The following is a 26,257-nucleotide window of genomic DNA, read 5'->3' as shown; positions in this document are numbered from 1 at the left end:
GCTGGAGCAGGGCGTGCGCGCCGGTTGGCGTCATGTTCTTTGCTATGATGGTAGTTTTAGCGGTGCGAATTTCCTATGTTCGATTTTCTCTTCAAGCGGCAGGGCAGCAAGCCGGCCGCGTCCGGCGAGCAACAGGGCGCCGTCAAGCCGGCCCCGGCGAAATCGGGCGCTGCCCAGCCCGTCGGTAGCAATACCGCTGGCAAGGTTGGTAGCAAAGCCAATAACAAGGCCAGGGCGGCAGCAGCCGCAGCAGCAGAGCAGGCGGCAAACCAGGCCGCGGCGCAGGCCGCCGAGGCGCGCGCCGCCGTGGCCAGCGCCCGCGAGCGCCAGGCCGCGCAGCTCAAGGCGCTTGGCAACGACGAAGCTGCTGCCGCCGAGTTCATCCTGCAATCCCCGTTTTCCGAATTGCGCTTGGCCGCCGCCGAGCTGCTCCATGGCCGTGAGCACCTCGAGCGCGTGTACGGCGCGATGCGCAATGTCGACCGCCGCGTTGCCAAGCTCGTGCATGGCCGGCTGGATGCGATCCGCCACCATGAAGCCGAACTGCGTCGTGGTGAAGACACGCTGGCGCAGGCGCGCGCCATGCTGGCCGATGCGTTGCTCACGCCCAACCACGTTGGCGAACTCGACCGCAAATGGTCGGTCATCCGCGCGCCAGAGCTCGCTGCCGACTTCGAGGCCGTGCGCGCCCAGCTTGGCGCCCGTCTCGAAGCGCAGGTGCAGTTGCAGCGCGCCATGATTGATCGCCTGACCGCACTGCGCCAGCTCGACGGGCAGGGGCTGGACGCCGCCGCGCTTGGCGAGACGCTGGCCCGCCTGCAGCAGGAACAGACAGCGGCACTGGCCGACCCTGGCCACCCATCGCTGCCGCGCGCGCTGGTCGGTGAGGTGAGCAATGAACTGGCACGCCTGACGGCCAGCCTGGCCACCGCCGAGAAGGATGCCGCAGCGCTGGCCGCCCGTGACGCGGCGCTCACCGCATGGGCGGCGCAGCCGCAAGAAGAATTGACGCCGGATGCCCTGCGCCGCGAATGGCAGCGCCTGCCGGCCATGCCTGCCAACGCCGCCGCTACTGAAGCGCTGCAAGCGCGCTTCGACGCCTTGCTCGCGTCGTTCCCGCAAGCGATCCGCAAGCCGAAACCAGTTCAGGTCGCAGCGCCAGCCGATAGCGGCGCCGCGCACGCCAAAGACAAAGGCGCCGACCAGGCCTTCCTCGACCAGATGGAGGCGCTCGAAGCCGCCCTGCAGCAGGGCTCGCTTGGCACCGCTGCCGAGATCGACAAATCGCTGAAGGACGCCAAGGACAAGGGCGTGCGCCTGACGGGCGCCCAGCTAGATCACCTGACCCATCTGCGCGCCGACCTGAAGCGCTTGTCGGACTGGGCGCGCTGGGGCGGCAACGTGTCGCGCGAAGAATTGATCAAGACAGTTGAAACGCTGGCCACGCAGAGTCTGGCGATGGGCGAACTGGCCAAGAAGGTCGGCAGCATGCGCGAGCGCTGGAAGGCGCTCGACACCTTGTCCGGCCCGGCGCCGCGCAGCCTGTGGGAGCGGTTCGACGCCGCCTGCAGCGCTGCCTACGCACCGGCCGCCGCGCATTTCCGCCAGCTGGCCGACGAGCGCCACGCGAATGCCGCGCGCGGTCAGGCGCTGGTCGATGAAGCCCAAGCCGAGATCGCCAACCTGCAGCAGGACAACGCCGACTGGAAGCACGTGTCGGCCACCGTGCAGCGCCTGCGCACCGCCTGGAGCCATCTGGGCGCGGTTGACCGCAAGGAAAAGAAACGTCTCGACGGTTTGTTCTCCGAGGCACTGACGACGCTGCAGCGGCCGCTGGAAAACCAGCGCAAGGTCGAAGTCGCCGTGCGCGAACAACTGATCGAAGAAGTCCACAAGCTCGACCCGAACGAACGGCACGCGGTCGACATGCTGCGCGAATTGCAAAGCCGCTGGCAAGAACATGCGCGCGCGCTGCCGCTCGAACGCAAGGCCGAGCAGGCGCTGTGGCAGCGTTTCCGCGCTGCCTGCGACGCGTTGTTTGCGGCCCGCAAGGAGCATGCGCACGCGGCTGACAGCGAACGTCGCACCCACGAAGCGGCCAAAGAAGCGCTGTGCGCCCGCCTCGAAGCAGCCGCAGGTGATGCGACGCCGTCCAACGTCGCCAGGATGCTGCGCGAAGCCGCCGCCGAATGGCAGGCAATCGGCCCGGTGCCGCGCGCCCACGAGGCGCGTGTTGAGCAGCGCTATCAGGCTGCCGTGGCCCAGGTGCAGGCGCAGGTGGCAGAGGTGCGGCGCGCTGCCGACACGGTCCTGGCCGGCGTCGTGCGCGACAAGCTGCGCCTGATCCAGGCGCTCGAAACAGCAATCGCCGATCCGGACAGCAATGCCGGCACCCACACGCAGGGCGACGACTGGCGTACCCGCTGGGCGGCACTGGCCCCGGTCGACGGTGGTTACGAGCCGATCCTGCAGAAGCGGTTCGATGCGGCGCTCGCGGCGCTCGAAGGCGATCGCGCCGCGTATGCGCGCCAGCTCCAGGAAAACCGGCCGCGCCTGTTGAACGATCTGCTGCGCCTGGAGATCGCTGCTGGCATCGACAGCGGCGCGGAATTTGCCCGCGACCGCCTGCGCCTGCAGGTCGAGGTGCTGCAAAGCTCCCTCAAGTCGGGTCAGAAGCCGGGCGGCAATACGGCCGAGCTGCGCGCATTGCTGGCGCTGCCGGCCCTGGCTGACGTGCGCACCGAGACGCGCATCGAATGCCTGATGCTGCGTCAGCCGAAGGAGGCGTCATGAACAATGTCCGTGTGCAAACCGGCGACTTCGACCTCGGCCTCGAAGTCGCGCGCCTGCGCGAGGGCGATGCCCGCGTCGGCGCCGTCGTGGCGTTCGTCGGCACCGTGCGCGACCTGAATGACGGCGCGCAGGTCGCCGCGATGGAACTCGAGCACTATCCCGGCATGACCGAGAAAGCGCTCGACGACATCGCGGCCCAGGCCGCTGCGCGCTGGCCGCTGTTCGCGACCTTGGTCATCCACCGTGTGGGGCCGCTGCTGCCGCTCGATCAGATCGTGCTCGTGGCGGTGACCGCCGCGCACCGGGGCGATGCGTTCGCGGCCTGCGAATTCATCATGGATTACCTGAAGACGGAAGCACCGTTCTGGAAGAAGGAAGACACGCCGGACGGCGCGCGCTGGGTCGATGCGCGCGTGACGGACGATACAGCGCGGGCGCGGTGGCAAGCCCGCTAAATTTTCTCGCGGTCGGGCTCGGCGCCGCCATTGGCGCCTGGCTGCGCTGGGGCCTGGGTCTGTGGCTGGGCAGCCTGCACGGCTTTGTCCAGGTCGGCACGCTGGCGGCCAATTTGGTCGGCGGCTTTCTGATCGGCTGCGCGCTCGCGTTCTTTGCCGATCAGCCCGGGCTGGCGCCGCACTGGCGCCTGTTCATCATTACCGGCTTCCTGGGGGGGTTGACGACCTTCTCCAGTTTTAGTGGCGAATCGATGACGCTGCTGCAGCGTGGCGAGATCGGCTGGGCGCTGGCGCATACGGCGTTGCACCTGATCGGCGCGCTGCTGTGCTGCATGGCCGGTTTTGCCCTGCTGCGCACCCTGCGCGGGTAAAGTCGGCAGCGCGGGGCGGTTTCCCCTGACAACGCATATGTGGTTCGGTTGAAGCATGCTAGAGTTCCCGTCGAGTAATTACACAGGAGCTCGATCATGAATACCAACTACCGGCCGACTGCGGCCTTCGTCGGCGCCTCCTGGGGCGCACTCATCATCGGCATGGCGGCCTATCTCATTGGCCTCTGGAACGCCCAGATGCAGCTCAATGAAAAAGGTTACTACCTCGTGCTGCTGCTGTACGGCCTGTTCGCCGCAATTTCCCTGCAAAAAACAGTGCGTGATCGTGCAGAAGGCTTGCCCGTCACCGGACTGTACGTGTCGCTGTGCTGGTTCTCGCTGATGGCATCGATCGGGCTGCTGGGCATCGGCCTCATCAACGCCACGCTGGCGCTGAGCGAAAAAGGCTTCTATGCGATGTCGTTTGCGTTGTCATTGTTTGCCGTGGTTGCCGTGCAAAAGAACGTGCGCGATCTGCAGGCCGCCGGGCCGGCGCCCGAGTCCAGGTTATCTGACAGCTAAGTGCTTTTCTCTTTGTAGGTGTTTTTCTTACGCCAGGCCCAACGGGGTGCTTGAAAAGCATCCCGTCATCCCAATCTTGTATCGCAACCAAGAACAAACTCAGGAGTCACACCATGCGACAAGATAAATTGACGACCAAGCTGCAGGAAGCGCTGGCGGATGCCCAGAGCCTGGCGGTCGGCAACGACAACCAATACATTGAAACAGTCCACCTGCTGGTGGCGCTGTTGAATCAGGACGACGGCAGTGCGCGCTCGCTGCTGCAGCGCGCCGGCGTGAACGTCGGCGCGCTGTCCAATGCGCTGAAAACCTCGCTCGAGCGTCAGCCAAAGGTCACTGGTACCGGCGGCAACGTCCAGGTCGGGCGCGACCTGATGGGTCTGCTGAACCTGGCCGATCGCGAAGCGCAAAAGCGCGGCGACGGTTTCGTCTCGTCCGAGATGATCCTTCTGGCGCTGCTGGAAGACAAGTCCGACGCCGGCCGACTGGCCCGTGAAAACGGTCTGGCGAAGAAGTCGCTCGAGGCGGCGATCCAGGCCGTGCGCGGTGGAGAAAGCGTCAATTCGCCCGAAGCCGAAGGCCAGCGCGAATCGCTCAAGAAATACACCCTCGACCTGACCGAGCGCGCCCGCGCCGGCAAGCTCGATCCGGTGATCGGCCGCGACGATGAAATCCGCCGCGCGATCCAGGTGCTGCAGCGTCGCAGCAAGAACAATCCCGTGCTGATCGGTGAACCGGGTGTGGGCAAGACGGCCATCGTCGAAGGCCTGGCCCAGCGCATCGTCAACGGCGAAGTGCCCGATTCGCTCAAGGGCAAGCGCGTGCTGTCGCTCGACATGGCCTCGCTCCTGGCCGGCGCGAAGTTCCGCGGCGAATTTGAAGAGCGCCTGAAAAGCGTGCTGAAAGAGCTGGCGCAGGACGAAGGCCAGACGATCGTCTTCATCGACGAGCTGCACACGATGGTTGGCGCGGGCAAGGCCGAGGGCGCGATGGACGCCGGCAATATGCTCAAGCCAGCGCTGGCGCGCGGCGAGCTGCACTGCGTCGGTGCGACCACGCTCGACGAGTACCGCAAGTACGTCGAAAAGGATGCCGCGCTCGAGCGCCGCTTCCAGAAGATCATCGTCGACGAGCCAAGTGTCGAGGCGACGATTGCCATCCTGCGCGGGCTGCAGGAGAAATACGAGCTGCACCACCAGGTCGACATCACCGACGCGGCGATCATCGCAGCGGCCGAGCTGTCGCACCGCTACATTACCGACCGCTTCCTGCCCGACAAGGCGATCGACCTGATCGACGAGGCGGCGGCCAAGATCAAGATCGAGATCGATTCGAAGCCCGAAGTCATGGACCGCCTCGAGCGGCGCATGATCCAGCTGAAGATCGAGCGCGAAGCCGTGCGCCGCGAAACCGACGAAGCGTCGCAGCGCCGCCTCGAGCTGCTGGGCGAGGAAATCGTGCGCCTGGAACGCGAGTACAACGACTTCGAAGAAATCCTGAAAGCCGAGAAGGCCGCGGTGCAGGGCACCACGCACATCAAGGAAGAGATCGAGCGCATCCGCTACCAGATGGAGGAAGCGCGCCGCCAGAGCAACTGGCAGCAGGCCTCCGAGCTGCAGTATGGCCGCCTGCCGGAACTCGAAGCGCAGCTGCGCGAGGCTGAAGCGAGCACCGCGCGCGCCGAGCTCGACGGCCAGAAGCCAAAGCTCCTGCGTACGCAGGTTGGCGCCGAGGAAATCGCCGAAGTGGTCTCGCGCGCGACCGGCATTCCTGTCACGCGCATGCTGCAGGGCGAGCGCGACAAGCTGCTGCACATCGAGGACGAGCTGCACAAGCGCGTCGTGGGCCAGGACGAAGCCATCGAAGCGGTGTCGGATGCGATCCGCCGTTCGCGCGCGGGCCTGTCCGACCCGGATCGCCCATACGGTTCGTTCATGTTCCTGGGGCCGACGGGTGTGGGTAAAACCGAGCTGTGCAAGGCGCTGGCCGGCTTCCTGTTCGATACGCAGGACGCAATGATCCGCATCGACATGAGCGAATTCATGGAGAAGCATTCGGTTGCCCGTCTGATCGGCGCGCCACCGGGCTATGTGGGCTATGAAGAGGGCGGTTATCTGACCGAAGCCGTGCGGCGCAAGCCGTACAGCGTGATCCTTCTCGACGAGATCGAAAAGGCGCACCCGGACGTGTTCAATGTACTGCTGCAGGTGCTGGACGATGGCCGCATGACCGATGGCCAGGGCCGCACGGTCGACTTCAAGAACACGGTGATCGTGATGACGTCGAACCTCGGTTCGCACCGGATCCAGGCGATGGAGAGCGATGAGCCGGCCGTCGTGAAGATGGCGGTAATGGCCGAGGTGCGCGGGCACTTCCGCCCCGAGTTCATCAACCGCATCGACGAGATCGTCGTGTTCCATGCACTCGACGAGAAGAACATCGGCGCCATTGCCCGCATCCAGCTGCAGATCCTGGAAGCGCGCCTGGCCAAGATGGACATGACGCTCGACATCGACGAAGAAGCGCTGCAGAAGATCGCCGAAGCAGGATATGACCCGGTGTATGGCGCAAGGCCGCTCAAGCGCGCGATCCAGCAACAGATCGAGAATCCGCTGTCGAAAGCGATCCTGTCGGGCCGCTTCGGACCGAAGGACGTGATTCCGGTCCGGGTGCGGGGTGGCGAGCTGGCCTTTGGCGAGCAGACGGTCGAGCTGGCGAAGTAAGCCGGTTCGGTTGAAATGAAAGGGCGCGGCAATTGCCGCGCCCTTTGTCGTTTCTTGACCGGAAATAAGACGCCAGATTTCAGGATGCGAAATGATCGTCGTGCAATGCGGAATGCGCAGCATGACAGCGACGCCATTCCTTACCATTGTGAGAAATTTCATTTCGCATCATGATATACGCGATACAAGCCATTGATATTGCTAGTAATTATTTTACTCGTATGTCTTATAGAAGACTGATGGTGCCACGCACAAACGGCTTTATGATTGTCTCAACGGATTCGCAGGCTTGATCAAACGTCTTACCACCCTTCAGGAGAACACACCATGACTACCCGTGAACAGCAAATCGCCGAACTGCAGCAAGACTGGGACACCAATCCACGCTGGAAAGGCGTCGTGCGCAATTACACCGCCGCTGACGTCGTCCGTCTGCGTGGCTCGGTGCGCATCGAGCACACGCTGGCCAAGCGTGGCGCCGAGAAGCTGTGGAGCCTGGTCAATGATGAGCCGTATGTGAACGCCCTGGGCGCGCTGACCGGCAACCAGGCCATGCAGCAGGTGAAAGCGGGCCTGAAGGCAATCTACCTGTCGGGCTGGCAAGTGGCGGGCGACGCCAACGCCGCTGGCGAAATGTATCCCGACCAGTCGCTGTATCCGGCCAACTCGGTGCCGCTGGTCGTGCGCCGCATCAACAACACGTTCCAGCGCGCCGACCAGATTCAATGGTCAGAAGGCAAGGATGACATCGATTACTTCGCCCCGATCGTGGCCGATGCCGAAGCCGGTTTCGGCGGCGTGCTCAATGCCTACGAGCTGATGAAGTCGATGATCGAAGCCGGCGCATCGGGCGTGCACTTCGAGGATCAACTGGCATCGGTCAAGAAATGCGGCCACATGGGCGGCAAGGTGCTGGTGCCGACTCGCGAAGCCATCGAGAAACTCAACGCGGCCCGCCTAGCGGCCGACGTGATGGGGACCACGACGCTCGTGATCGCCCGCACCGACGCCGAAGCGGCCGACCTGCTCACGTCGGACGTCGACGCCAACGACAAGGAATTCTGCACCGGCGAGCGCACGGTCGAGGGCTTCTTCCGCGTCCAGCCGGGCGTCGAGCAAGCGATTTCGCGCGGACTGGCCTATGCACCGTTTGCCGACCTGGTCTGGTGCGAAACCGGCAAGCCCGACCTCGAGTTTGCCCGTCGCTTTGCCGACGCGATCCATGCCAAGTTCCCGGGCAAGATGCTGGCCTATAACTGCTCGCCGTCGTTCAACTGGAAAAAGAACCTGGACGACGCAACCATCGCCAAATTCCAGCGCGAGCTGGGCGCGATGGGCTACAAGTTCCAGTTCATCACGCTGGCCGGCTTCCACTCGCTCAACTACGGCATGTTCAATCTGGCCCACGGCTACGCACGCACCGGCATGTCGGCCTTTGTCGAGCTGCAAGAAGCCGAGTTCGCCGCCGCCGAAAAAGGGTTTACGGCGGTCAAGCACCAGCGCGAAGTCGGCACCGGCTACTTCGACGCCGTAACCCAGGCCATCCAGCAGGGCCAGAGCTCGACCACGGCGCTGCACGGCTCGACCGAGGACGAACAGTTCTTCGAAGAAAAGAAAGTCGCCTGATCGATCCGACGTAGGGTGGACGGCGGAGCCGTCCACCCTACATTGCCGGAAGTCCGTACCCGAATTCGCGAAGTCCGTACCGCATCTGCGCAAGTCCGTACCCACATTCCCGCAAGTCCGTACCTGCATTCCCAAAAGTTCGTACCCGCATTCCCAGCCGCGGTCGGTTGTAGTGGATAATGGCGCCTAATATCGCCGCCAGTTTCGCGCGGCAACGTCACTTTTAGGAATTCCAGCTTATGTTGAGCTACCGCCACGCCTTCCACGCGGGTAACCACGCCGATGTCCTCAAGCACTTCATTCAGGTGCAACTGCACCAGTACATGAACCAGAAGGATGCCGCCTATACCTATATCGATACCCACTCGGGCGCCGGCGTGTACGCACTCGACAGTTTCCAGTCGACCAAGACCGCCGAGTTCGATACCGGCATCGGCCCGCTGTGGGCGCTCACCGACGTTCCGGCACCCCTCAAGGAATACCTCGACCTGATCAAGGGGATGAACCCGAGCGGCAAGATGCGCTATTACCCGGGCTCGCCGTATGTTGCCGAGCAGATGGCGCGCGAGCAGGACCGCCTGCGCCTGTTCGAGCTGCACCCGGCCGATTGCAAGATCCTGGCAGATAACTTCCGCAAGCTCGACGCCCACAAGGCCGAGCAGGGCGAACGCTCGCGCGGCCGCCGCGTGATGATCGACCGGGGCGACGGTTTCGACAGCATGAAGGCCTTGCTGCCGCCACCGTCGCGTCGCGCGCTGGTGCTGATCGACCCGCCGTACGAAGTCAAGGATGACTACAAGCGTGTGAAAGAAGCGCTCGACGACGCGCTGCTGCGCTTCCCGAGCGGCATTTACGCTGTCTGGTATCCGGTACTCCAGCGCATGGAATCGCGCCAGTTTGCCGACCGCCTGAAGCGCGTGCCGGCCAAGGAGTGGCTCAACGTCACGTTGACGATCCAGACCCCGACCCCGGACGGCACCGGCCTGCACAGCTCCGGCATGTTCATCCTGAACCCGCCGTACACGCTCGAGCCGATCCTGCGCGAAGTGCTGCCGTACCTGGTGCGCGTGCTGGGCAAGGATGCCGGCGCACGCTTCACGATCGAAAAGGGCACCCAGGTCACGGGCACGGCCCTCGGCCGTAGCGCCAGCCGCACCGATGGGGCCGCCGGCTTGCCGCGCCAGCCGATCGGCAATGCGCGCCGCGCCAGCCCGCTGTCGGGCAAGGGCAGTCTGCGCCTGCCGGGCCAGGTCATGCCGCGCGAAGGCGACGAGCCGGCAGCGCCGGTCAAGCCATCCCGCACTGGCACAGGCCGTCCGACGCAGGATGCTGGCCGGCCGGGCGCGCCACCGCGCTCGAGTGCGCCAAAGACTGCTTCACCTCGTGCGCCCCGTGCGCCCGGCGCCCCATCGCGCGCGGCGTCGGATGCTGCCGCGCCGCGTGCACCCCGCACCGGTGGCGATCGCCCGGCGACGCCGGGTGCACCGCGCACCGGCCGCACCCGCCAGGGCGGCGGTCGCAGCTAGCGTTCGATTTGATGTCGAAATGCTAAGATTGATGTTTTTGTAGTATAGTCGGTGCAGGTGGTGCGCGGGTGCGTGCTGCCAGCGCGCCGCGATCCGCTGTGACAGTTTCCAGGAGTAATATTTCAATGCATGCTGATGCAACGGCAGCGGTCTTGGTGCCGTCTGACGATTTTTTCCTCGCACGGCAACCCATTCTCGGGCGCGACCAGCAATTGCTCGCGTTTGAGCTGCTGTTTCGTGCTGCCGGCGAGGACGAAGACGCCAAGCTGACCGATGGCGCCGCCGCGACGGCGGCCGTCATTTCGCATGCGTCCCAGCTCGGCATGGAGCAGGTGGTGGGCGATCAGCTTGCCTTCGTCAATGTCGACGCTGTCGTCCTGATGAGCGACTTCGTGCGCTTCCTGCAGCCGCATAAAGTCATTCTCGAAATCCTGGAAACCGTCAAGCCAACACCGGAGTTGCTGGCGCGGGTGGACGAACTGAAAAACCTCGGCTTCAAGTTCGCCGTCGACGACGTCATCGAACATTCGCCCGAACTCGATCAGCTGATCTCGTTGATCGACATTATCAAGGTCGATATCAAGGGCGTGGCCCCGGATGCGCTGGGCGATCTGGTCGCGTCGCTGAAAAAGACCGGCAAGCGCCTGCTGGCTGAAAAAGTCGAGACGATCGAAGAATTCAAGCTGTGCATGGAACTCGGTTTCGAATACTTCCAGGGTTATTACTTTGCGCGGCCCGTGATCCTCAGCGGCCGCAAGATTGCCCCGACCGAAGTCGTGCTGCTGCGCCTGCTTGAGCTCGTCAATTCCAACGCCGACAACCAGACCATCGAGACGGCCGTCAAGCGCGACGCCCTGGTCAGCTTGAACCTGCTGCGCCTGGTCAACAGCCGCGCAGTGCCGGGTCCGCGCATCGAATCGCTGTCACAGGCGCTCGCGGTGCTGGGCCGGCGCCAGCTGGGGCGCTGGCTGCAGATCCTGCTGTATACGGCGGCGGGCGCGCAGGTTTCGCTTCACTCGCCGTTGCTGCAACTGGCCACCACGCGCGGCAAGCTGCTCGAACTGATGACGCTGCGCGTACGCCCCGGCGACACGGCCAGCGCCGACCGCGCCTTTACTGTTGGCATCATGTCGCTGGCTGAAGCGCTGTTCTCGGTGCGCATGGCCGACATCCTCGTGCATGTCGAGGTCGCGCATGACGTACGCGATGCGCTGATCGACCGGGATGGCGACTTCGGCACGATGCTGCGCATCGCCGAGCTGCTCGAGACCGCTGTCGGCGGCCGCAAGCTCAATGCGGAACTCAAGAAGATCGGGCTGACCGTACCCGAGGTACGCGAGATCGAACTGGCAGCGTTCGACTGGGTCCGCGAGCTGACCCACGAAGTGCGCTGAGTCCAACCTACCCCTTATTGTCCCAGCAGCAGGAACACGGTCGGCTTCTTGTGGAAGTCCGGCCCCTTGTCCGCCCCCAACGCCGCCTTCCACTTCGCCGCCGTCATGGTGCGCACCGACTCGCTCGGCAGCGACAGGTCGGTGGCCACGCACACCAGCGTGCCCGGCTGGCAACCCGCTACCAGTGCTTCGAGCATCGCACCATTGCGATACGGCGTCTCGATGAACAGCTGTGTCTGGCGCTCGCCCTGTGAACGGGTTTCCAGTTCGCGGATGCGTTTCGTGCGCAGCGCCGCATCGGTCGGCAGGTAGCCATTGAAGGCGAAGCTCTGGCCGTTCAGGCCGCTGGCCATGACGGCCAGCAGCAATGACGACGGGCCGACCAACGGCCGCACGGCAATCCCGTGCTGATGCGCCAGGCGCACGAGATCGGCGCCTGGGTCGGCCACGGCCGGTACGCCGGCCTCTGACACCAGGCCCGCATCGCGCCCTGCCAGCAGCGGCGCCAGCAATTGTGTCAGCGCCGCGGCCGGCGTGTTCACATTCAGTTCGGCGATCTCGATTTCCTGCAGTGGCTTGGCCAGCGGATGGTCGATCGCGATCAGTTTTAAAAACGCGCGCGCCGTCTTGGCGTTTTCGGCGACGAAATAGTCGAGAGAGCTGGTCAGTGCCTGCACTTGCGTCGGCAGCAAGCCATTCAGGCAGCCGGGCGCGGCGTCGAGTGGGCCAAGGGTATTGGGAATCAGGTACAGGGTGCCGGGCATGGGTCGTTTCAGGTAAGTGGTCAGGTGCCGAAGAAGCGCACGCCGGCGCGGCGCAGCATGCCGGTCAGGGCGATGAGCGGCAAGCCGGTGAGGGCGGTCGGATCAAGCGAGTGGATGTGTTCTATCAGGGCGATGCCCAAGCCTTCGTTCTTGGCGCTGCCAGCGCAGTCGTATGGCTGTTCGATGCGCAGGTAGGCGTCGAGTTCGGCATCCGGCAGGTCGCGAAAGCGCACGCGGACCTGCACATTGTCGACCTGGGCGGCGGCGGGGTTGGCAGCGCGCCCGTCCCACAGGCACAAGGCCGTATGGAACACGACTTCACGGCCCCGCATCAATTGCAGCTGCGCCAGCGCGCGTGCATGGTCACCCGGCTTGCCGATCTGCAGATCGTCGAGCGTGGCGACCTGGTCGGAGCCGATCACGAGCGCATCCGGATGCAGGCGCGCCACGGCCTCGGCCTTGGCGCGCGCCAGGCGCAGAGCGGTTGCCGGCGGCGTTTCGCCTGGCAGCGGGGTTTCATCGAGATCGGGTGAGATGGCCTCGAACGGCAGGCCGAGCCGGCCCAGCAATTCGCGCCGGTAGGCCGAGCTCGAGGCGAGGATCAGGCGGGGCTGGGTAGAGCTAGTTATCATGCGGCCCTCGGGATAAATCGGCAGCGAAGCCACAGTTTCATGGCGCTGCGGTGAAAAGCCTGCTATTATCGCAGGTTTTCCGGGACGACTTTCTAAATGAGCGCTTTCATTATTGATGCCTTCGAGTTTTGCAAGAGCGATGGTTTTCGTGAAGGCAGCACGCCCCTGGTCGAGATGACCCGGTTGGCCGCAGAGAGTTCCGAAAAAGGCGGCGACATCCGCTGGACGATGCAAGGTGGTCAAACCCGTCACGGTTATCCGTCGCTGACCCTCGAGGTCGCCGGTCACGTGAAGCTGGAATGCCAGCGTTGCCTGCAGCCTATGGATTACGACATCGATTCGTCGACCATGCTGGTGCTGGGCAAGGATGACGAAGAAGCCGATGCCATCGAGATCGTTCTCGACGACGATAGCATCGATGTGATCGTCGGCAGCCGCACCTGCGATATTCGCCAGTTGCTCGAAGACGAGGCCCTGCTGGCATTGCCGCAGTCGCCAAAGCACGATGTCTGCCCAGAAACCAAGCTGCTGGACAGCCTGAAGAACGAGAAGCCGTCGCCATTTGCCGGCCTCAAGAATCTCAAGACAGAATGATGTAGTACCAAACATAGCAGGATCGGTTTCGCAGTACGGTGGCGGCAGCGTAGAAAGAATGTCGCCCAAAATTTGCAAAGAATGTGTCAGACGCGTGCAGCGCTCGAGTATGGCATTGGTAGTAGAAGTAGACGGAAACGTGTCGGCAATCCCGGGGGACATCCTTGAAGATTGCTGCTGGGATACTCGATGCGCAAATCGTTGCACGTCGAATGTGTTAAAATTTTAGAACTTAGTATTAGGAGTTATCATGGCTGTTCAGCAGAATAAAAAATCCCCATCGAAGCGCGGTATGCACCGTTCGCACGACTTCCTGGTTGCACCAAACCTGGCAGTCGAGCCAACCACCGGCGAAACGCACCTGCGTCACCACATCAGCCCTAACGGTTTCTACCGTGGTCGCAAAGTTCTGAAGACCAAAAACGACGAGTAATCGACGTCCTGGCTTTTAGAACCATGAAAGCGGCGCAACGTATGTTATCTGCGTGGCGCCGCTTTTTCTTTGGCATCTGCTCAGGCATTGTTGGCATCACGGGCATGCATTTCGCCCCGTCATGTTGAGCAGCGCGGATCCTGTGCGCCTCCTGGCGACGAATCGATCCCATCTGGCCGCCAGTCCTGTGTGAGCCGCGGCATTCCCAATACATGACCATAAAAATTTCCATTGACTGCATGGGTGGCGATCACGGCCCGTCAGTAACCATTCCGGCAGCAATCTCGTTCCTCAAGAAGCAGGATGACGCCGAGCTCGTGCTCGTGGGCGTCGAAGAGGTGCTGCGCGCAGAACTCAAGAAACACCACGGCGACAAATTGCCGCGTCTCACGATCAAGAACGCGACCGAAGTTGTCGCGATGGACGATCCGATCGAGGTAGCCCTGCGCCGCAAGAAGGATTCGTCGATGCGCGTGGCGATCGAGCTGGTGAAAGACGGCAGCGCCAATGCCTGCGTCTCGGCCGGCAACACCGGCGCCCTGATGGCCGTCTCGCGCTACGTGCTCAAGACGATGCCCGGCGTCGACCGTCCGGCGATCTGCTCGATCATGCCGAACCAGAAGAACGGCCCGACCTATATCCTCGACCTGGGCGCGAACGTCGATTGTGAACCGCATCACCTGCACCAGTTCGCGATCATGGGCTCGGTGCTGTGCTCGGCAATCGAAGGCATCCCCCGCCCGACCATTGGCCTCTTGAACGTGGGCACCGAAGACATCAAGGGCAACGAAGTGGTCAAGGCCACCGGCGTGCTGCTGCGCGACGATGCTGCCCGCGGCAAGCTCAATTTCTACGGCAACGTCGAAGGCAATGACATCTTCAAGGGCACCGTGGACGTCGTCGTCTGCGACGGTTTCGTCGGCAACGTGATGCTCAAGGCGATCGAAGGCCTGTCGCGCTTCATGAAAACGACGTTCAAGTCCGACATCATGTCGATGGTCGGCGCCGTGCTCGCACGCAAGGCCATGAAGAAACTCAATCCCGAGCGCTACAATGGCGCCGGTCTGCTGGGCCTGAAGGGCCTGGTGTTCAAGAGCCACGGCGGCGCCAACGCCTATTCGTTCGAATGGGCGCTCAAGCGTGCCTACGAGGCCGCGCACAATAATGTGCAAGAACAGTTGTCGGCATTAATTACCGAGCTGATGCCGAATTCAACGGGCGCTGCCGAAGCGCCCATGCCGGTGCTCGAGCCCGTGTCCACGATCGAGCGCCAGGCGCAATAACCGAGCGGATGGTGAAGCAATGACCCTGTACAGCAAAATCACCGGCACCGGCAGCTACCTGCCGGCCAACCGTGTCACCAATGAAGCGCTGGCCACGCGGCTGGCTGCGCAAGGTGTCGAAACGTCGCACGAATGGATTGTTACCCGCAGCGGCATCGAGGCGCGCCACTTCGCCGCCGCCGATGAACTCTCGTCCGACCTGGCCGTGCACGCCGCGCGCCGGGCGCTCGAGATGGCCGGCCGCGAGGCGGGCGACATCGACCTCGTCATCGTCGCCAGTTCCACCCCCGATTTCCACGGCAGCTTCCCGAGCACGGCCTGCATCGTCCAGCAAAAGCTGGGGATGGCCAATGGCAGCGCCGCCTTCGACGTGCAGGCGGTCTGCAGCGGCTTCGTCTATGCGCTGTCGACAGCCGACGCGTTCATCCGCGCCGGCAACCACAAGCGCGTGCTCGTGATCGGTTCCGAGATTTTCTCGCGCATTGTCGATTTCAATGACCGCGGCACCTGCGTGCTGTTCGGCGATGGCGCCGGCGCCGTGCTGCTGGAAGTGTCGAATGAGCCGGGCATCCTGGCCACCAAACTGCACGCCGACGGCAGCCACGCCGACATCCTGTCGATCCCGGGCAACCTGGCGGGCGGCGCCGTTGCCGGCAGCGGTTTCCTGCACATGGACGGCCCGGCCGTGTTCAAGCTGGCCGTGTCGGTGCTCGAAAAAGTCGCGCACGAAGTGCTCGATACGGCCGGCGTCACGCCGGACCAGATCGACTGGCTGGTGCCGCACCAGGCCAATATCCGCATCATGAACGGCACTGCCAAGAAGCTCGGCCTGCCGCTGGAAAAAATGGTCGTCACCGTCAATGAGCATGGCAATACCTCGGCCGCGTCGATTCCGCTGGCGCTCGACCAGGCGGTACGCGATGGCCGCATCAAGCCGGGCCAGAACGTGCTGATGGAAGGCGTGGGCGGTGGCTTTACCTGGGGCGCCGTGCTGGCGCGCATGTAACGAGTCGCACGCTGCGTCGCACTCACCGGCGGCACTCCCAAGAACCAATTACTACGGATACATCACGATGAGCAACTTCGCATTCCTGTTTACCGGACAAGGCGCCCAGGCAGTGGGCATGCTGAACGGTTTCGCCGGCAACCCGGTTGTCGACCGTACCGTGCAAGAAGCCTCAGACGCCCTCGGCTTCGATCTGCAGCGCCTGATCGCCGACGGCCCGAAAGAAGACCTCGATCTCACCACCAACACCCAGCCGGTCATGCTGACCGCCGCCGTGGCCGTGTACCGCGCCTGGATCGCGGCCGGCGGCCCGATACCGTCCGTTGTCGCCGGTCACAGCCTGGGCGAATACTCGGCGCTGGTCGCCGCTGGCGTGATCCCGTTTGCCGACGCCGTGCCGCTGGTGCGCTTTCGCGCGCAGTCGATGCAGGACGCGGTGCCGGTCGGGCAGGGCGGCATGGCCGTCATCCTCGGCCTGCAGGCCGACGACGTGCGCGCAGTCTGTGCTGAAGCCGCACAGGGCGAGGTCGTCGAAGCGGTCAACTTCAACGAGCCGACCCAGATCGTGATCGCCGGCCACACGGCGGCGGTCGAACGCGCCTGCGAGATCGCCAAGGCGAAAGGCGCCAAGCGCGCGATGAAGCTGTCGGTCTCGGCGCCGTTCCACTCGTCGCTGCTCAAACCCGCATCGGATCGTCTGCGCGAGTACATGCGCACGTTGACCTTTGCCGTGCCACAGATCCCCGTCATCAACAACGTCGATGTCGTCGTGTTGAATGATCCGGAGCAGATCAAGGATGCGCTGGTGCGCCAGGCCGCCGGTCCGGTGCGCTGGGTCGAGACGATGCAGAAGATGGCGCAGGACGGCGTCACGCAGGTCATCGAGTGCGCACCGAGCAAGACGCTGGTGGGCATGGCCAAGCGTATCGACCCGGCGCTGGTCGGCGACGCGCTGGTCGACCAGGCCGCGCTCGAGCGCGTGCTGGCCACGTTCAACGCGTAACGCCGGCGCAGCACCAACAACCCCAACAAGAGGATCACCATGAATCTGGAAAACCAAGTCGCCCTGATCAGCGGCGCATCGCGCGGCATCGGCAAGGCCATCGCTCTGGAACTGGCCCGCCAGGGCGCGAAAGTCGTCGGCACCGCCACCAGCGACGCCGGCGCGCAGGCGATCTCGGACTACCTGGCGCCGTTCGGCGGCAAGGGCGTCGTCCTGAACGTGCTCGACAGCGAACGCTGCGCGGCCGTCGTGGCGGATGTGCAGAAGGAATTCGGCAGCCTGTCGATCCTCGTGAACAATGCCGGCATTACCCAGGACAACCTGGCCATGCGCATGAAAGACGAAGAGTGGGACGGCGTGATCGCCACCAACCTGACCGCCGTCGGCCGCCTGTCGCGCCTGGTGCTGCGCGGGATGATGAAGGCCAAGGCCGGCCGCATCATCAACATTACGTCGGTGGTGGGCGCCTCGGGCAATCCGGGCCAGATGAACTACGCGGCGGCGAAGGCCGGCGTGGCCGGCATGACCCGCGCGCTGGCGCGCGAGATCGGCAGCCGTAACATCACCGTCAATTGCGTCGCGCCGGGCTTCATCGATACCGACATGACCAAGTCGCTGGGCGACGATCAGCACGCTGCACTGCTGACCCAGATTCCGCTTGGCCGCCTGGGCCAGCCGGAAGACATCGCCCATGCGGTGGCGTTCCTGGCCGGACCGCAGGCGGCCTACATCACGGGCACCGAGCTGCACGTGAACGGCGGCATGTACATGAATTAAGTATATTAAGCATCAAGCAGGAAATCAGAAGCAATAAAGGGATGGATTGCACGATAATTGGCCCCGTTTGAACAGGACGATATCGGTGCAATCCCGACTTTTAGCAGGACTTTCCGGCGAGTTAGGCGCAGTCGCCGAAAATAGTTTTTCAGGTCGCAAACCTGATAAAATGCGCGCACTTTCCGCAACACATACCTTAATGGAGCTACAACATGTCGGATATCGAACAACGCGTTAAAAAAATCGTCGCTGAGCAACTGGGTGTTGCTGAAGCAGACATCAAAATCGAATCCTCGTTCGTTGACGACCTCGGTGCTGACTCGCTGGACACCGTCGAGCTGGTGATGGCTCTGGAAGATGAGTTCGAAATGGAAATCCCTGACGAACAGGCTGAGAAGATCACCACCGTCAAGCAAGCCATCGACTACGCTACCGCGCACGTCAAAGCCTGAGTCGGGGTCTAGTAGTCGCTTTACAGTTTTTGGGAGAATCGCTTGAGTCGTTCACGCAACCGCCGTGTCGTCGTCACTGGCCTGGGCTGCATTTCACCAATCGGTAACACCGTTACCGAAGCGTGGGATGCAGCGCTGGCTGGCAAGTCGGGTATTGCCGCCATCACCAAATTTGATGCGTCGCAATTCACGACCCACTTCGCTGGTGAAGTAAAGAACTTCGTCGTCGAGGATTACCTGCCGGGCAAAGAAGGCCGCCATATGGATAGCTTTATCCATTACGGCATGGCAGCCGGGATCCAGGCCCTGCAGGATTCGGGCCTGGTTGTTACCGAAGAAAATGCGGATCGCATTGGCGTGGTGATCGGTTCGGGCATCGGCGGCCTGCCGCTGATCGAAGCCACCAAAGAGGAATACATGAACCGCGGCGCACGCCGTATTTCGCCATTCTTCGTGCCAGCCTCGATTATCAACATGATCTCGGGCGATCTCTCGATCAAGTTCGGCCTGCGTGGTCCGAACCTGGCCATCGTCACCGCTTGCACCACCGGCCTGCACAGCATCGGCGCGGCAGCGCGCCTGATCGAGTACGGCGACGCCGACGTGATGATCGCGGGCGGCGCCGAGTCGACCGTGTCGCCACTGGGCCTGGGCGGCTTCGCCTCGGCACGCGCGCTGTCGACCCGCAACGATGATCCGGCCACGGCCTCGCGTCCATGGGACCGCGACCGCGACGGCTTCGTGCTGGGTGAGGGCGCCGGTGTCATGGTCGTCGAAGAGTATGAGCACGCTGTCGCGCGCGGCGCCCGCATCTACGCTGAAGTCATCGGCTTCGGCATGAGCGCGGACGCCAACCACATCACCTCGCCGGTCGAGGATGGCAGTGGCGCGGCACGTTGCATGGTCAATGCCCTCAACAACGCCGGCATCAATGCCGATCAGGTGCAGTACGTGAATGCGCACGGCACCTCGACGCCATTGGGCGATGCTGCAGAAGTGCGCGGCATCAAGCGCGTGTTTGGCGACCATGCCAAGAAGATTGTCGTGAATTCGACCAAGTCGATGACCGGTCACCTGCTTGGTGGCGCCGGCGGCCTGGAATCGGTGTTCACGGTACTGGCGATCCATAACCAGATCTCGCCGCCGACGATCAACATCTTCAACCAGGATCCCGAGTGCGACCTGGACTTTTGCGCCAACACGGCGCGTGAGATGAAGATCGATTACGCGGTGAAGAACTCGTTCGGTTTCGGCGGTACCAACGGTACGCTCGTTTTCGCGAAAATCTGAACTTGACCAGCCCCATCCCGGTCGAACGGGATGGGCGCTTTCTGTAGCCCGGTGCATTGCCCGCTTGTTGTCCTACAGCGGTAGTGTCCCGGTGCTGGCGGCAACGTCCGCAGCTTGCCCGCCGGGCTAGCCGATTCTTGTTATTCATGCTTCCCTCGTTGTATGAACTGTGCGGTGTCTGTCATCGTCCGGCCGTCGCGTTGCCTGTATTGGCTGTGCGCTGCGCTCGGTGGCGCCCTCATTGCGACCGCATTGGTCAGCGGCCTCGGCACACCTGAACGCTTCGCGTTGGGCGGGCTGGTCGCCCTTGTGCCGCTGGCCGGCGCTGTGGCGCTGGGGTGGCCATTGGTCCGCACACGGCATCGTCTGCAGGCTTGCTCACAGGCTGATTCCCATGCACTTTTGCCCAAATTTGGAACGGCACACCGCCTTGATATTTCTGGACTTGGGCAGCTACGCCTGACGGTACAACAAGAGATGCGCGCAGCCGGCGCGGCGGGCGCACCGCACGTAGCGGGTTCATCCGGACCCACAGCCGAAGGGGTTGCGGTGACGCTGCTGCCGGGCGCCACAGTCTGGCCGGCCTGCATTCTGCTGCGTCTGCGCACGGCGGCTGGCAAGACGGTAGCGCTCGTCGTACTGCGCGACAGCCTGTCGTCAGGCGACTTTCGTGCGCTGTCCGTAGCCGTACGGTCGTTGGCGCAGGGTGCGCGGGCCGAAGCGACAAAAATACTTTGAACTTATTGCAGGGGATCAACTCTTAGGAGAGGGTCGCCAATGGGGCATGGTCCGTGACGACAGAACGCGAGAGTGATCAGTTGCTGGTGGAGCGCGTGCAGGCAGGAGAACAGAAGGCGTTCGATCTGCTCGTCTCCAAGTACCAGCGCCGCTTGATGCGCCTGGTGTCGCGTCTTGTTCACGATCCGGCTGAGGCCGAAGACGTCGTGCAGGAAACGTTCATCAAGGCCTATCGGGCACTGCGCCATTTTCGCGGTGATTCCGCGTTTTATACCTGGCTGTACCGGATAGGCATCAACACGGCCAAGAATTACCTGGTGACCCAGGGCAGGCGTGCGCCGACCTCGACGGAGACCGACGCGGAAGGGGCCGAAGGCTTCGACGATGCGGACAGCCTGCGTGACATTAATACGCCGGAGTCAATGCTGGCCAGTAAGCAGATCGCCCACACGGTGAACGCAGCCATGGAAGCGCTGCCCCTGGAACTACGCACGGCAATTGTCTTGCGCGAAATAGAAGGACTCAGCTACGAAGAGATATCCGAAGTAATGGCCTGTCCTATCGGTACGGTACGCAGCCGTATTTTTCGGGCGCGCGAAGTCATTGCCGAAAAATTGCGGCCTTTGCTTGAATTTCCGGTTGACAAACGACGGTAGGTAGCGGGATCGTACGAACACAGCATTAAGATTGAACTTACCGTGAACACACCGACGTCGACGGACACTCCGATGGACACCAACGAGACACTACGCGCGCATATCTCCGCATTGGTCGACGGCGAATTGCCGCAGGCCGATGTGGAGTTGGCGTTTGCTGCACTTCAGGAGAAGGATGGCAAAGTGGCGTGGGACCGGTATCACCTGATCAGGGACACGCTGCGCGCCACGCCGGCGCCGGCGTTGTCGCCCGGCTTTGCCGAGCGGCTGGCGGCGCGTCTGGCGGCGGAGTCGGCGTTGCCGCCCGAGGCTGGCGACAGCGGCGATCGCAGCAATGGCAGTGCCAACGGCGCCACCGAGTCAACGGGCCAGGCGGCCATTCTCGCCAACCCCGGCACTTCCTGAGCTGCGCTTCCTCCACGGTCCGCGCTGTCACGCTGTGCAGCCCGGGCTGTCCTGCACGCGACGCCTGGCGACGCGACAAAGCGCCGTTTTTGGCTTACCATTTGATTAATCTTAGCCATTCAACAGCGAATCCATGACCAGTAAAACTGCCAGCCTGCTCTTGTCGGCACTGCTCGTGTCCGGCACCTCTGCATTCACCCTCTCGTCGGCCTACGCTGCCGGCGCCGCGCCTGTGTCCGCGCCCACCGTCACGGGCTTGCCCGACTTCACCGATGTGATCGACAAGGTCGGCCCGGCCGTCGTCAATATCCGCACTACCGAACGCGTCAGCACGCGCGGCGGGGCGCCCGGCGAAGAAGAAATGCAGGAATTTTTGCGCCGCTTCTTCGGTGGCCAGATGCCGCCGCGCGGCGGCCGGCGCGGCCCGCCGCAGGCCGACGAAGAGCGTGAAGTCCAGCGCGGCGTCGGCTCGGGCTTCATCATTTCTGGCGATGGTTACGTGCTGACCAATGCCCACGTGGTCGAAGGCGCCGATGAGGTGACGGTCACGTTGACTGACCGCCGTGAATTCAAGGCCAAGGTGCTGGGCGCCGACCGCCGCTCGGACGTCGCACTGCTCAAGCTGACCGCCACCAACCTGCCGTACCTGCGCACGGGCGACTCGAGCAAGATCCGCGTCGGCGAATGGGTGCTGGCGATCGGCTCGCCGTTCGGCCTCGAAAACACGGTCACGGCCGGCATCATTTCGGCCAAGTCGCGCGACACGGGCGAATACCTGCCGCTGATCCAGAGCGATGTGGCGGTCAACCCCGGCAACTCGGGCGGTCCGCTGATCAATATGCGCGGGGAAGTCATCGGCATCAATTCGCAGATCGCCACCTTGTCGGGTGCGTACAACGGCATCTCGTTTGCGGTACCGATCGATGAAGTCACGCGCGTCTCCGAACAACTCAAGGCCACCGGCAAGGTCACGCGGGGCCGCATCGGCGTGCAGATCAGCGAAGTCACGCGCGACGTGGCCGAATCGCTGGGCCTGGGCAAGGCGCGCGGCGCCGAAGTGTCGATGGTCGAGGCGGGCGGGCCGGCCGAGAAGGGCGGCATCAAGGTTGGCGACATCATCCTGGCCTTCAACAAGCAGCCGGTCGAGACCACACGCGACCTGCCACGCCTGGTCGGCGCCGCCAAGGTCGGCAGCCGCGCCAGCGTCACCGTCTGGCGTCGTGGCGCGCAGGTCGAGGTGCCGGTCACGATCGTCGAGCTGCAGGACGAGAAATCGACGCCCGGCAAGCCTGCGGCCAAAAAGCCGGCACAGGGCGCGACGGCCAATGCGTTTGGCTTGACCTTGTCAGCCATCCCGCAGGCCGACCGCCGCCAGTTGGGCGTGGAGGGCGGCGTGCTGGTCGAGAACGCGACCGGCGCCGCAGCCAGCGCCGGCATCGAGCCGGGCGATGTGCTCCTGCAGTGGAACAACACGCCGCTGACGAGCGTCGAACAGTTCGCGGGCCTGCTCGCCAAGCATGACAAGGCGAAGCCAGTGGCGCTGCTGGTGCAACGCGACGGCGCCACGCAATACCTGACCATCAAGCCGCGTCCCTGATGCACGCAGTGCCCGCCGCGCCACCAGTACCGTTCACGCTGTACGCGCGCGGGTATTGCCACCTGTGCGACGACATGCTGGCAGCGCTGCGGGCCATGGAAACCCCGGCGCGGCCATTCGCGATCAGCGTGCTGGACGTCGACGCCGATCCCGCACTGGTGGCACGCTTCGATGAGCTGGTGCCGGTGCTGTATGGCGCGCTCGACCGGCCCGAGCTGTGCCATTACTTCCTCGACCGCGCCGCGGTGCTGGCCTACCTCGAGGGGCAGGCCGGAAATCCCGTTGGCCGTCCCGAAATCCGGTAAAATGCCGGGTTGGCGTGTTTCAAGACGGCCCTCCCCAGAATTGTTTGCTTTGCCATGGCGCTCGCCTGGGGACCGGCACGGCCCCGGCGCGGCGCTTTTTCTGTTTGCCGCGCGCGGCACGTGCACCCTGATTCAGTCGTATCCGCCGCATTCGCGGTCTATTTGGTTTTGAGCTCTGTTAATGAACAACATACGTAACTTCTCCATCATCGCCCACATCGACCACGGTAAATCGACCCTGGCTGACCGCATCATTCAGCTGTGCGGCGGCTTGTCGGACCGTGAAATGGATGCCCAGGTGCTCGATTCGATGGACCTGGAACGCGAGCGCGGCATCACCATCAAGGCCCAGACCGCGGCCCTGCATTACAAGGCGCGCGATGGCCAGGTCTATAACCTGAACCTGATCGACACCCCGGGTCACGTCGACTTCTCGTACGAAGTGAGCCGCTCGCTGTCCGCCTGCGAAGGCGCGCTGCTGGTCGTCGACGCGTCGCAGGGCGTGGAAGCGCAGACGGTCGCCAACTGCTACACCGCGCTCGATCTGGGCGTCGAAGTGGTGCCGATCCTGAACAAGATCGACTTGCCGCACGCCGACCCGGACAACGCCCGCAAGGAAATCGAAGACGTCATCGGCATCGACGCCAGCGACGCGACGATGTGCTCGGCCAAGACGGGCCTGGGCATCGAAGACGTGCTGGAAACGCTGATCGCCCGCGTGCCGCCACCGAAGGGCGACGCCGATGCGCCGCTGCAGGCGCTGATTGTCGACTCGTGGTACGACCCGTACGTCGGCGTCGTGATGCTGGTGCGCGTGATCAACGGCACGCTGCGTCCGAAAGACAAGATCCTCTTGATGGCGACCGGCTCGGTGAACCTGGTCGAAAGTATCGGCGTGTTCACGCCGCGCTCGGTCTCGCTGCCGTCGCTGTCGGCTGGCCAGGTGGGCTTCATCATCGCCGGCATCAAGGAACTGACCGCCGCGAAGGTCGGCGATACGGTGACCCTGGCCAACAAGCCGGCTGCCGAACCGCTGCCGGGCTTCAAGGAAGTCCAGCCGCAAGTGTTTGCCGGCCTGTTCCCGGTCGAGGCCAACCAGTACGACGCGCTGCGCGATTCGCTGGAAAAGCTCAAGCTGAACGACGCGGCCCTGATGTACGAGCCGGAAGTCTCGCAGGCGCTGGGCTTCGGCTTCCGCTGCGGCTTCCTGGGTCTTCTGCACATGGAAATCGTGCAGGAGCGCCTCGAGCGCGAATTCGACATGGACCTGATTACGACGGCCCCGACCGTCGTGTATGAAGTCGAAATGCGCGACGGCACCATGATCCGCGTCGACAATCCGTCGAAGATGCCGGAACCGTCAAAAATCAACGAAGTGCGCGAGCCGATCGTCGACGTCAATCTGTACATGCCGCAAGAATACGTGGGCGCCGTGATGACGCTGTGTAACGGCAAGCGCGGCATCCAGATGGACATGGCCTACCACGGCCGCCAGGTGAAACTGCACTACGAAATTCCGATGGCCGAGATCGTGCTGGACTTCTTCGATCGCCTGAAGTCCACCTCGCGCGGTTACGCGTCGATGGATTACGAGTTCAAGGAAAACCGCGCTGCCGACGTCGTCAAGGTCGATATGCTGATCAACAGCGAGAAAGTCGATGCGCTGGCCATCATCGTGCACCGCGCCAACGCACCATACCGTGGCCGCCAGGTGGCTGCGAAGATGCGCGAACTGATCCCGCGCCAGATGTTCGACGTGGCGATCCAGGCCGCCATTGGCGCGACGATCATTTCGCGTGAAAACGTGAAAGCGCTGCGCAAGAACGTGCTGGCCAAGTGCTACGGCGGCGATATTTCCCGTAAAAAGAAACTGCTTGAGAAACAAAAGGCAGGCAAGAAGCGCATGAAGCAGGTCGGCTCGGTGGAGATTCCACAAGAAGCGTTCCTGGCGATCCTCCAGGTGGAAGACAAATAATGAACCTGCAACCCGTGTTGAGCAATTTCGCCCTGATTCTGTTCGTGCTGATGGTCATCACGGGCATCATCTGGTGCCTGGACCGGTTTGTGTTGGCAAAGCAGCGCCGGCGCGCCGCCGATGCCGCGCTGCGCGAGTACGATGCGCGCAATGCAAAGCTGATGGCCGAGGGCATCAAGGTCGACCACAACGGCAACCGCGCCGCGATCGAAGCAGCGCACGTGCGCCAGCCGACCTGGGTCGAGTATTCGGGCAGTTTCTTCCCGGTGATTGCGATGGTGTTCATCCTGCGTTCATTCTTGTGGGAGCCGTTCAAGATTCCGTCGTCATCAATGGTGCCGACGCTGCTGGTGGGCGACTTCATCCTGGTGAACAAATACACCTACGGTATCCGCCTGCCAATCATCAACAAGAAAGTTATCCAGATCAATGACCCGCAGCGGGGCGACGTGATGGTGTTTAAATATCCGAAGGACATGAGCCAGGATTACATCAAGCGCGTCGTCGGCGTGCCTGGTGATACCATCACCTACGAAGACAAACGCCTGACCGTCAATGGCAAGGCCGTCGAGTACACGCCGCTGGACGATTACCTGGACGACCAGCATCCGGTCTACCACAAACAGCTCGAAGAAAAACTGCCGAGCCCGGGCGGGTTCACGCAGCACCGCATCCTGAACACGGCCGATCGTCGCAACTTTGACTTCCCCAGCGTCGAGCAGTTCCCGCTGCGCGAAGCCTGCGACTATACGGAAGACAAATTCACCTGCGTCGTGCCGGCTGGCCAGTATTTCATGATGGGCGACAACCGCGACAACAGCGCCGATAGCCGCTACTGGGGCTTCGTGCCGGACCGGAATATCGTGGGCAAGGCATTCGTCGTCTGGATGAACTTTGGCAACTTCAAGCGCGTTGGCGGCATTCATTAAAGAGGTGC

25 protein-coding genes are annotated in these 26,257 nt (G+C 63.2%); 23 read left to right on the top strand and 2 right to left on the bottom strand.

From position 1 onward, the window contains the following. The first annotated feature begins 75 nt into the window (after nucleotides 1-75). From AC1MGT_RS03060 to AC1MGT_RS03025, 8 genes are all read left to right on the top strand, one after another. Entirely contained in the window at nucleotides 76-2,793 is a 2,718-nt protein-coding gene (locus AC1MGT_RS03060; protein WP_499502961.1) for a DUF349 domain-containing protein, read from the top strand. Then, complete coding sequence (moaE, locus tag AC1MGT_RS03055; RefSeq protein ID WP_183558183.1) at nucleotides 2,790-3,248, top strand: molybdopterin synthase catalytic subunit MoaE; 459 nt, start codon at nucleotides 2,790-2,792, stop codon at nucleotides 3,246-3,248. Before AC1MGT_RS03060 ends, moaE begins: the two co-directional genes overlap by 4 nt. Further along, a complete protein-coding gene (gene crcB, locus AC1MGT_RS03050) occupies nucleotides 3,233-3,619 on the top strand; it encodes a fluoride efflux transporter CrcB (RefSeq protein WP_499502960.1) in 387 nt (128 codons plus the stop codon). Before moaE ends, crcB begins: the two co-directional genes overlap by 16 nt. Nucleotides 3,620-3,715: 96 nt before the next feature. Next, nucleotides 3,716-4,141 (top strand): inner membrane protein YiaA, encoded by a 426-nt coding sequence (yiaA, locus tag AC1MGT_RS03045; protein WP_499502959.1) that lies wholly within the window; start codon nucleotides 3,716-3,718, stop codon nucleotides 4,139-4,141. A gap of 113 nt (nucleotides 4,142-4,254) precedes the next feature. Next, nucleotides 4,255-6,864, top strand: coding sequence for an ATP-dependent chaperone ClpB (gene clpB / locus AC1MGT_RS03040; RefSeq protein WP_499502958.1), 2,610 nt, complete (start codon nucleotides 4,255-4,257; stop codon nucleotides 6,862-6,864). A 327-nt stretch (nucleotides 6,865-7,191) separates the two neighbouring features. Continuing rightward, nucleotides 7,192-8,490, top strand: coding sequence for an isocitrate lyase (aceA, locus tag AC1MGT_RS03035; RefSeq protein WP_258834751.1), 1,299 nt, complete (start codon nucleotides 7,192-7,194; stop codon nucleotides 8,488-8,490). Nucleotides 8,491-8,729: 239 nt separating this feature from the next. After that, on the top strand, nucleotides 8,730-10,016 hold the full coding sequence (locus tag AC1MGT_RS03030; RefSeq protein WP_499502957.1) for a 23S rRNA (adenine(2030)-N(6))-methyltransferase RlmJ: 1,287 nt from the start codon (nucleotides 8,730-8,732) through the stop codon (nucleotides 10,014-10,016). A gap of 125 nt (nucleotides 10,017-10,141) precedes the next feature. Beyond that, nucleotides 10,142-11,410 (top strand): EAL and HDOD domain-containing protein, encoded by a 1,269-nt coding sequence (locus AC1MGT_RS03025; protein WP_499502956.1) that lies wholly within the window; start codon nucleotides 10,142-10,144, stop codon nucleotides 11,408-11,410. A gap of 14 nt (nucleotides 11,411-11,424) precedes the next feature. On the opposite strand, the gene AC1MGT_RS03020 is transcribed toward AC1MGT_RS03025, so the two are convergent. Further along, nucleotides 11,425-12,174 (bottom strand): SAM-dependent methyltransferase, encoded by a 750-nt coding sequence (locus AC1MGT_RS03020; protein WP_499502955.1) that lies wholly within the window; start codon nucleotides 12,172-12,174, stop codon nucleotides 11,425-11,427. A 20-nt stretch (nucleotides 12,175-12,194) separates the two neighbouring features. Then, entirely contained in the window at nucleotides 12,195-12,806 is a 612-nt protein-coding gene (locus AC1MGT_RS03015; RefSeq protein ID WP_499502954.1) for a Maf-like protein, read from the bottom strand. Nucleotides 12,807-12,902: 96 nt separating this feature from the next. Here AC1MGT_RS03015 and AC1MGT_RS03010 point away from each other — a divergent pair, with 96 nt between their 5' ends. From AC1MGT_RS03010 to lepB, 15 genes are all read left to right on the top strand, one after another. Then, on the top strand, nucleotides 12,903-13,400 hold the full coding sequence (locus AC1MGT_RS03010; RefSeq protein ID WP_332530892.1) for a YceD family protein: 498 nt from the start codon (nucleotides 12,903-12,905) through the stop codon (nucleotides 13,398-13,400). A 250-nt stretch (nucleotides 13,401-13,650) separates the two neighbouring features. Next, a complete protein-coding gene (gene rpmF, locus AC1MGT_RS03005) occupies nucleotides 13,651-13,833 on the top strand; it encodes a 50S ribosomal protein L32 (RefSeq protein WP_028104096.1) in 183 nt (60 codons plus the stop codon). 212 nt (nucleotides 13,834-14,045) lie between these two features. Further along, nucleotides 14,046-15,116: a phosphate acyltransferase PlsX gene (gene plsX, locus AC1MGT_RS03000; protein WP_499502953.1), complete on the top strand. Its 1,071-nt coding sequence runs from the start codon at nucleotides 14,046-14,048 to the stop codon at nucleotides 15,114-15,116. A gap of 19 nt (nucleotides 15,117-15,135) precedes the next feature. Then, on the top strand, nucleotides 15,136-16,122 hold the full coding sequence (locus AC1MGT_RS02995; RefSeq protein WP_499502952.1) for a beta-ketoacyl-ACP synthase III: 987 nt from the start codon (nucleotides 15,136-15,138) through the stop codon (nucleotides 16,120-16,122). Between the two features lie 67 nt (nucleotides 16,123-16,189). After that, nucleotides 16,190-17,125, top strand: coding sequence for an ACP S-malonyltransferase (gene fabD / locus AC1MGT_RS02990; protein WP_499502951.1), 936 nt, complete (start codon nucleotides 16,190-16,192; stop codon nucleotides 17,123-17,125). A gap of 39 nt (nucleotides 17,126-17,164) precedes the next feature. Then, nucleotides 17,165-17,902, top strand: a complete 738-nt coding sequence (gene fabG / locus AC1MGT_RS02985) for a 3-oxoacyl-ACP reductase FabG (protein WP_183558214.1) — start codon at nucleotides 17,165-17,167, stop codon at nucleotides 17,900-17,902. 212 nt (nucleotides 17,903-18,114) lie between these two features. After that, complete coding sequence (gene acpP / locus AC1MGT_RS02980) at nucleotides 18,115-18,354, top strand: acyl carrier protein (RefSeq protein ID WP_020653257.1); 240 nt, start codon at nucleotides 18,115-18,117, stop codon at nucleotides 18,352-18,354. Between the two features lie 42 nt (nucleotides 18,355-18,396). Next, complete coding sequence (gene fabF / locus AC1MGT_RS02975; protein ID WP_332530887.1) at nucleotides 18,397-19,644, top strand: beta-ketoacyl-ACP synthase II; 1,248 nt, start codon at nucleotides 18,397-18,399, stop codon at nucleotides 19,642-19,644. 174 nt (nucleotides 19,645-19,818) lie between these two features. Beyond that, nucleotides 19,819-20,382, top strand: coding sequence for a protein YgfX (locus AC1MGT_RS02970; RefSeq protein WP_499502950.1), 564 nt, complete (start codon nucleotides 19,819-19,821; stop codon nucleotides 20,380-20,382). 53 nt (nucleotides 20,383-20,435) lie between these two features. Further along, nucleotides 20,436-21,038 carry an RNA polymerase sigma factor RpoE gene (rpoE, locus tag AC1MGT_RS02965; protein ID WP_332530885.1) on the top strand — a complete coding sequence of 201 codons (603 nt, stop codon included), beginning with the start codon at nucleotides 20,436-20,438 and terminating at the stop codon, nucleotides 21,036-21,038. Nucleotides 21,039-21,080: 42 nt separating this feature from the next. Then, the gene (locus tag AC1MGT_RS02960) at nucleotides 21,081-21,443 is read left to right on the top strand and encodes a sigma-E factor negative regulatory protein (RefSeq protein WP_499502949.1); all 363 of its coding nucleotides are present in this window, start codon (nucleotides 21,081-21,083) and stop codon (nucleotides 21,441-21,443) included. 133 nt (nucleotides 21,444-21,576) lie between these two features. Continuing rightward, a complete protein-coding gene (locus AC1MGT_RS02955; RefSeq protein WP_499502948.1) occupies nucleotides 21,577-23,040 on the top strand; it encodes a DegQ family serine endoprotease in 1,464 nt (487 codons plus the stop codon). Then, nucleotides 23,040-23,345, top strand: coding sequence for a glutaredoxin family protein (locus AC1MGT_RS02950; protein ID WP_499502947.1), 306 nt, complete (start codon nucleotides 23,040-23,042; stop codon nucleotides 23,343-23,345). Before AC1MGT_RS02955 ends, AC1MGT_RS02950 begins: the two co-directional genes overlap by 1 nt. 181 nt (nucleotides 23,346-23,526) lie before the next feature. Continuing rightward, a complete protein-coding gene (lepA, locus tag AC1MGT_RS02945; RefSeq protein ID WP_183558236.1) occupies nucleotides 23,527-25,320 on the top strand; it encodes a translation elongation factor 4 in 1,794 nt (597 codons plus the stop codon). Next, entirely contained in the window at nucleotides 25,320-26,249 is a 930-nt protein-coding gene (gene lepB / locus AC1MGT_RS02940; RefSeq protein WP_499502946.1) for a signal peptidase I, read from the top strand. Before lepA ends, lepB begins: the two co-directional genes overlap by 1 nt. The last annotated feature ends 8 nt before the right edge of the window (nucleotides 26,250-26,257 follow it).

Source organism: Telluria sp. BA11, from assembly GCF_056680305.1.
Note: the sequence above shows the minus strand (reverse complement) of the source record. Positions and strands in the feature narration are given on the sequence as shown.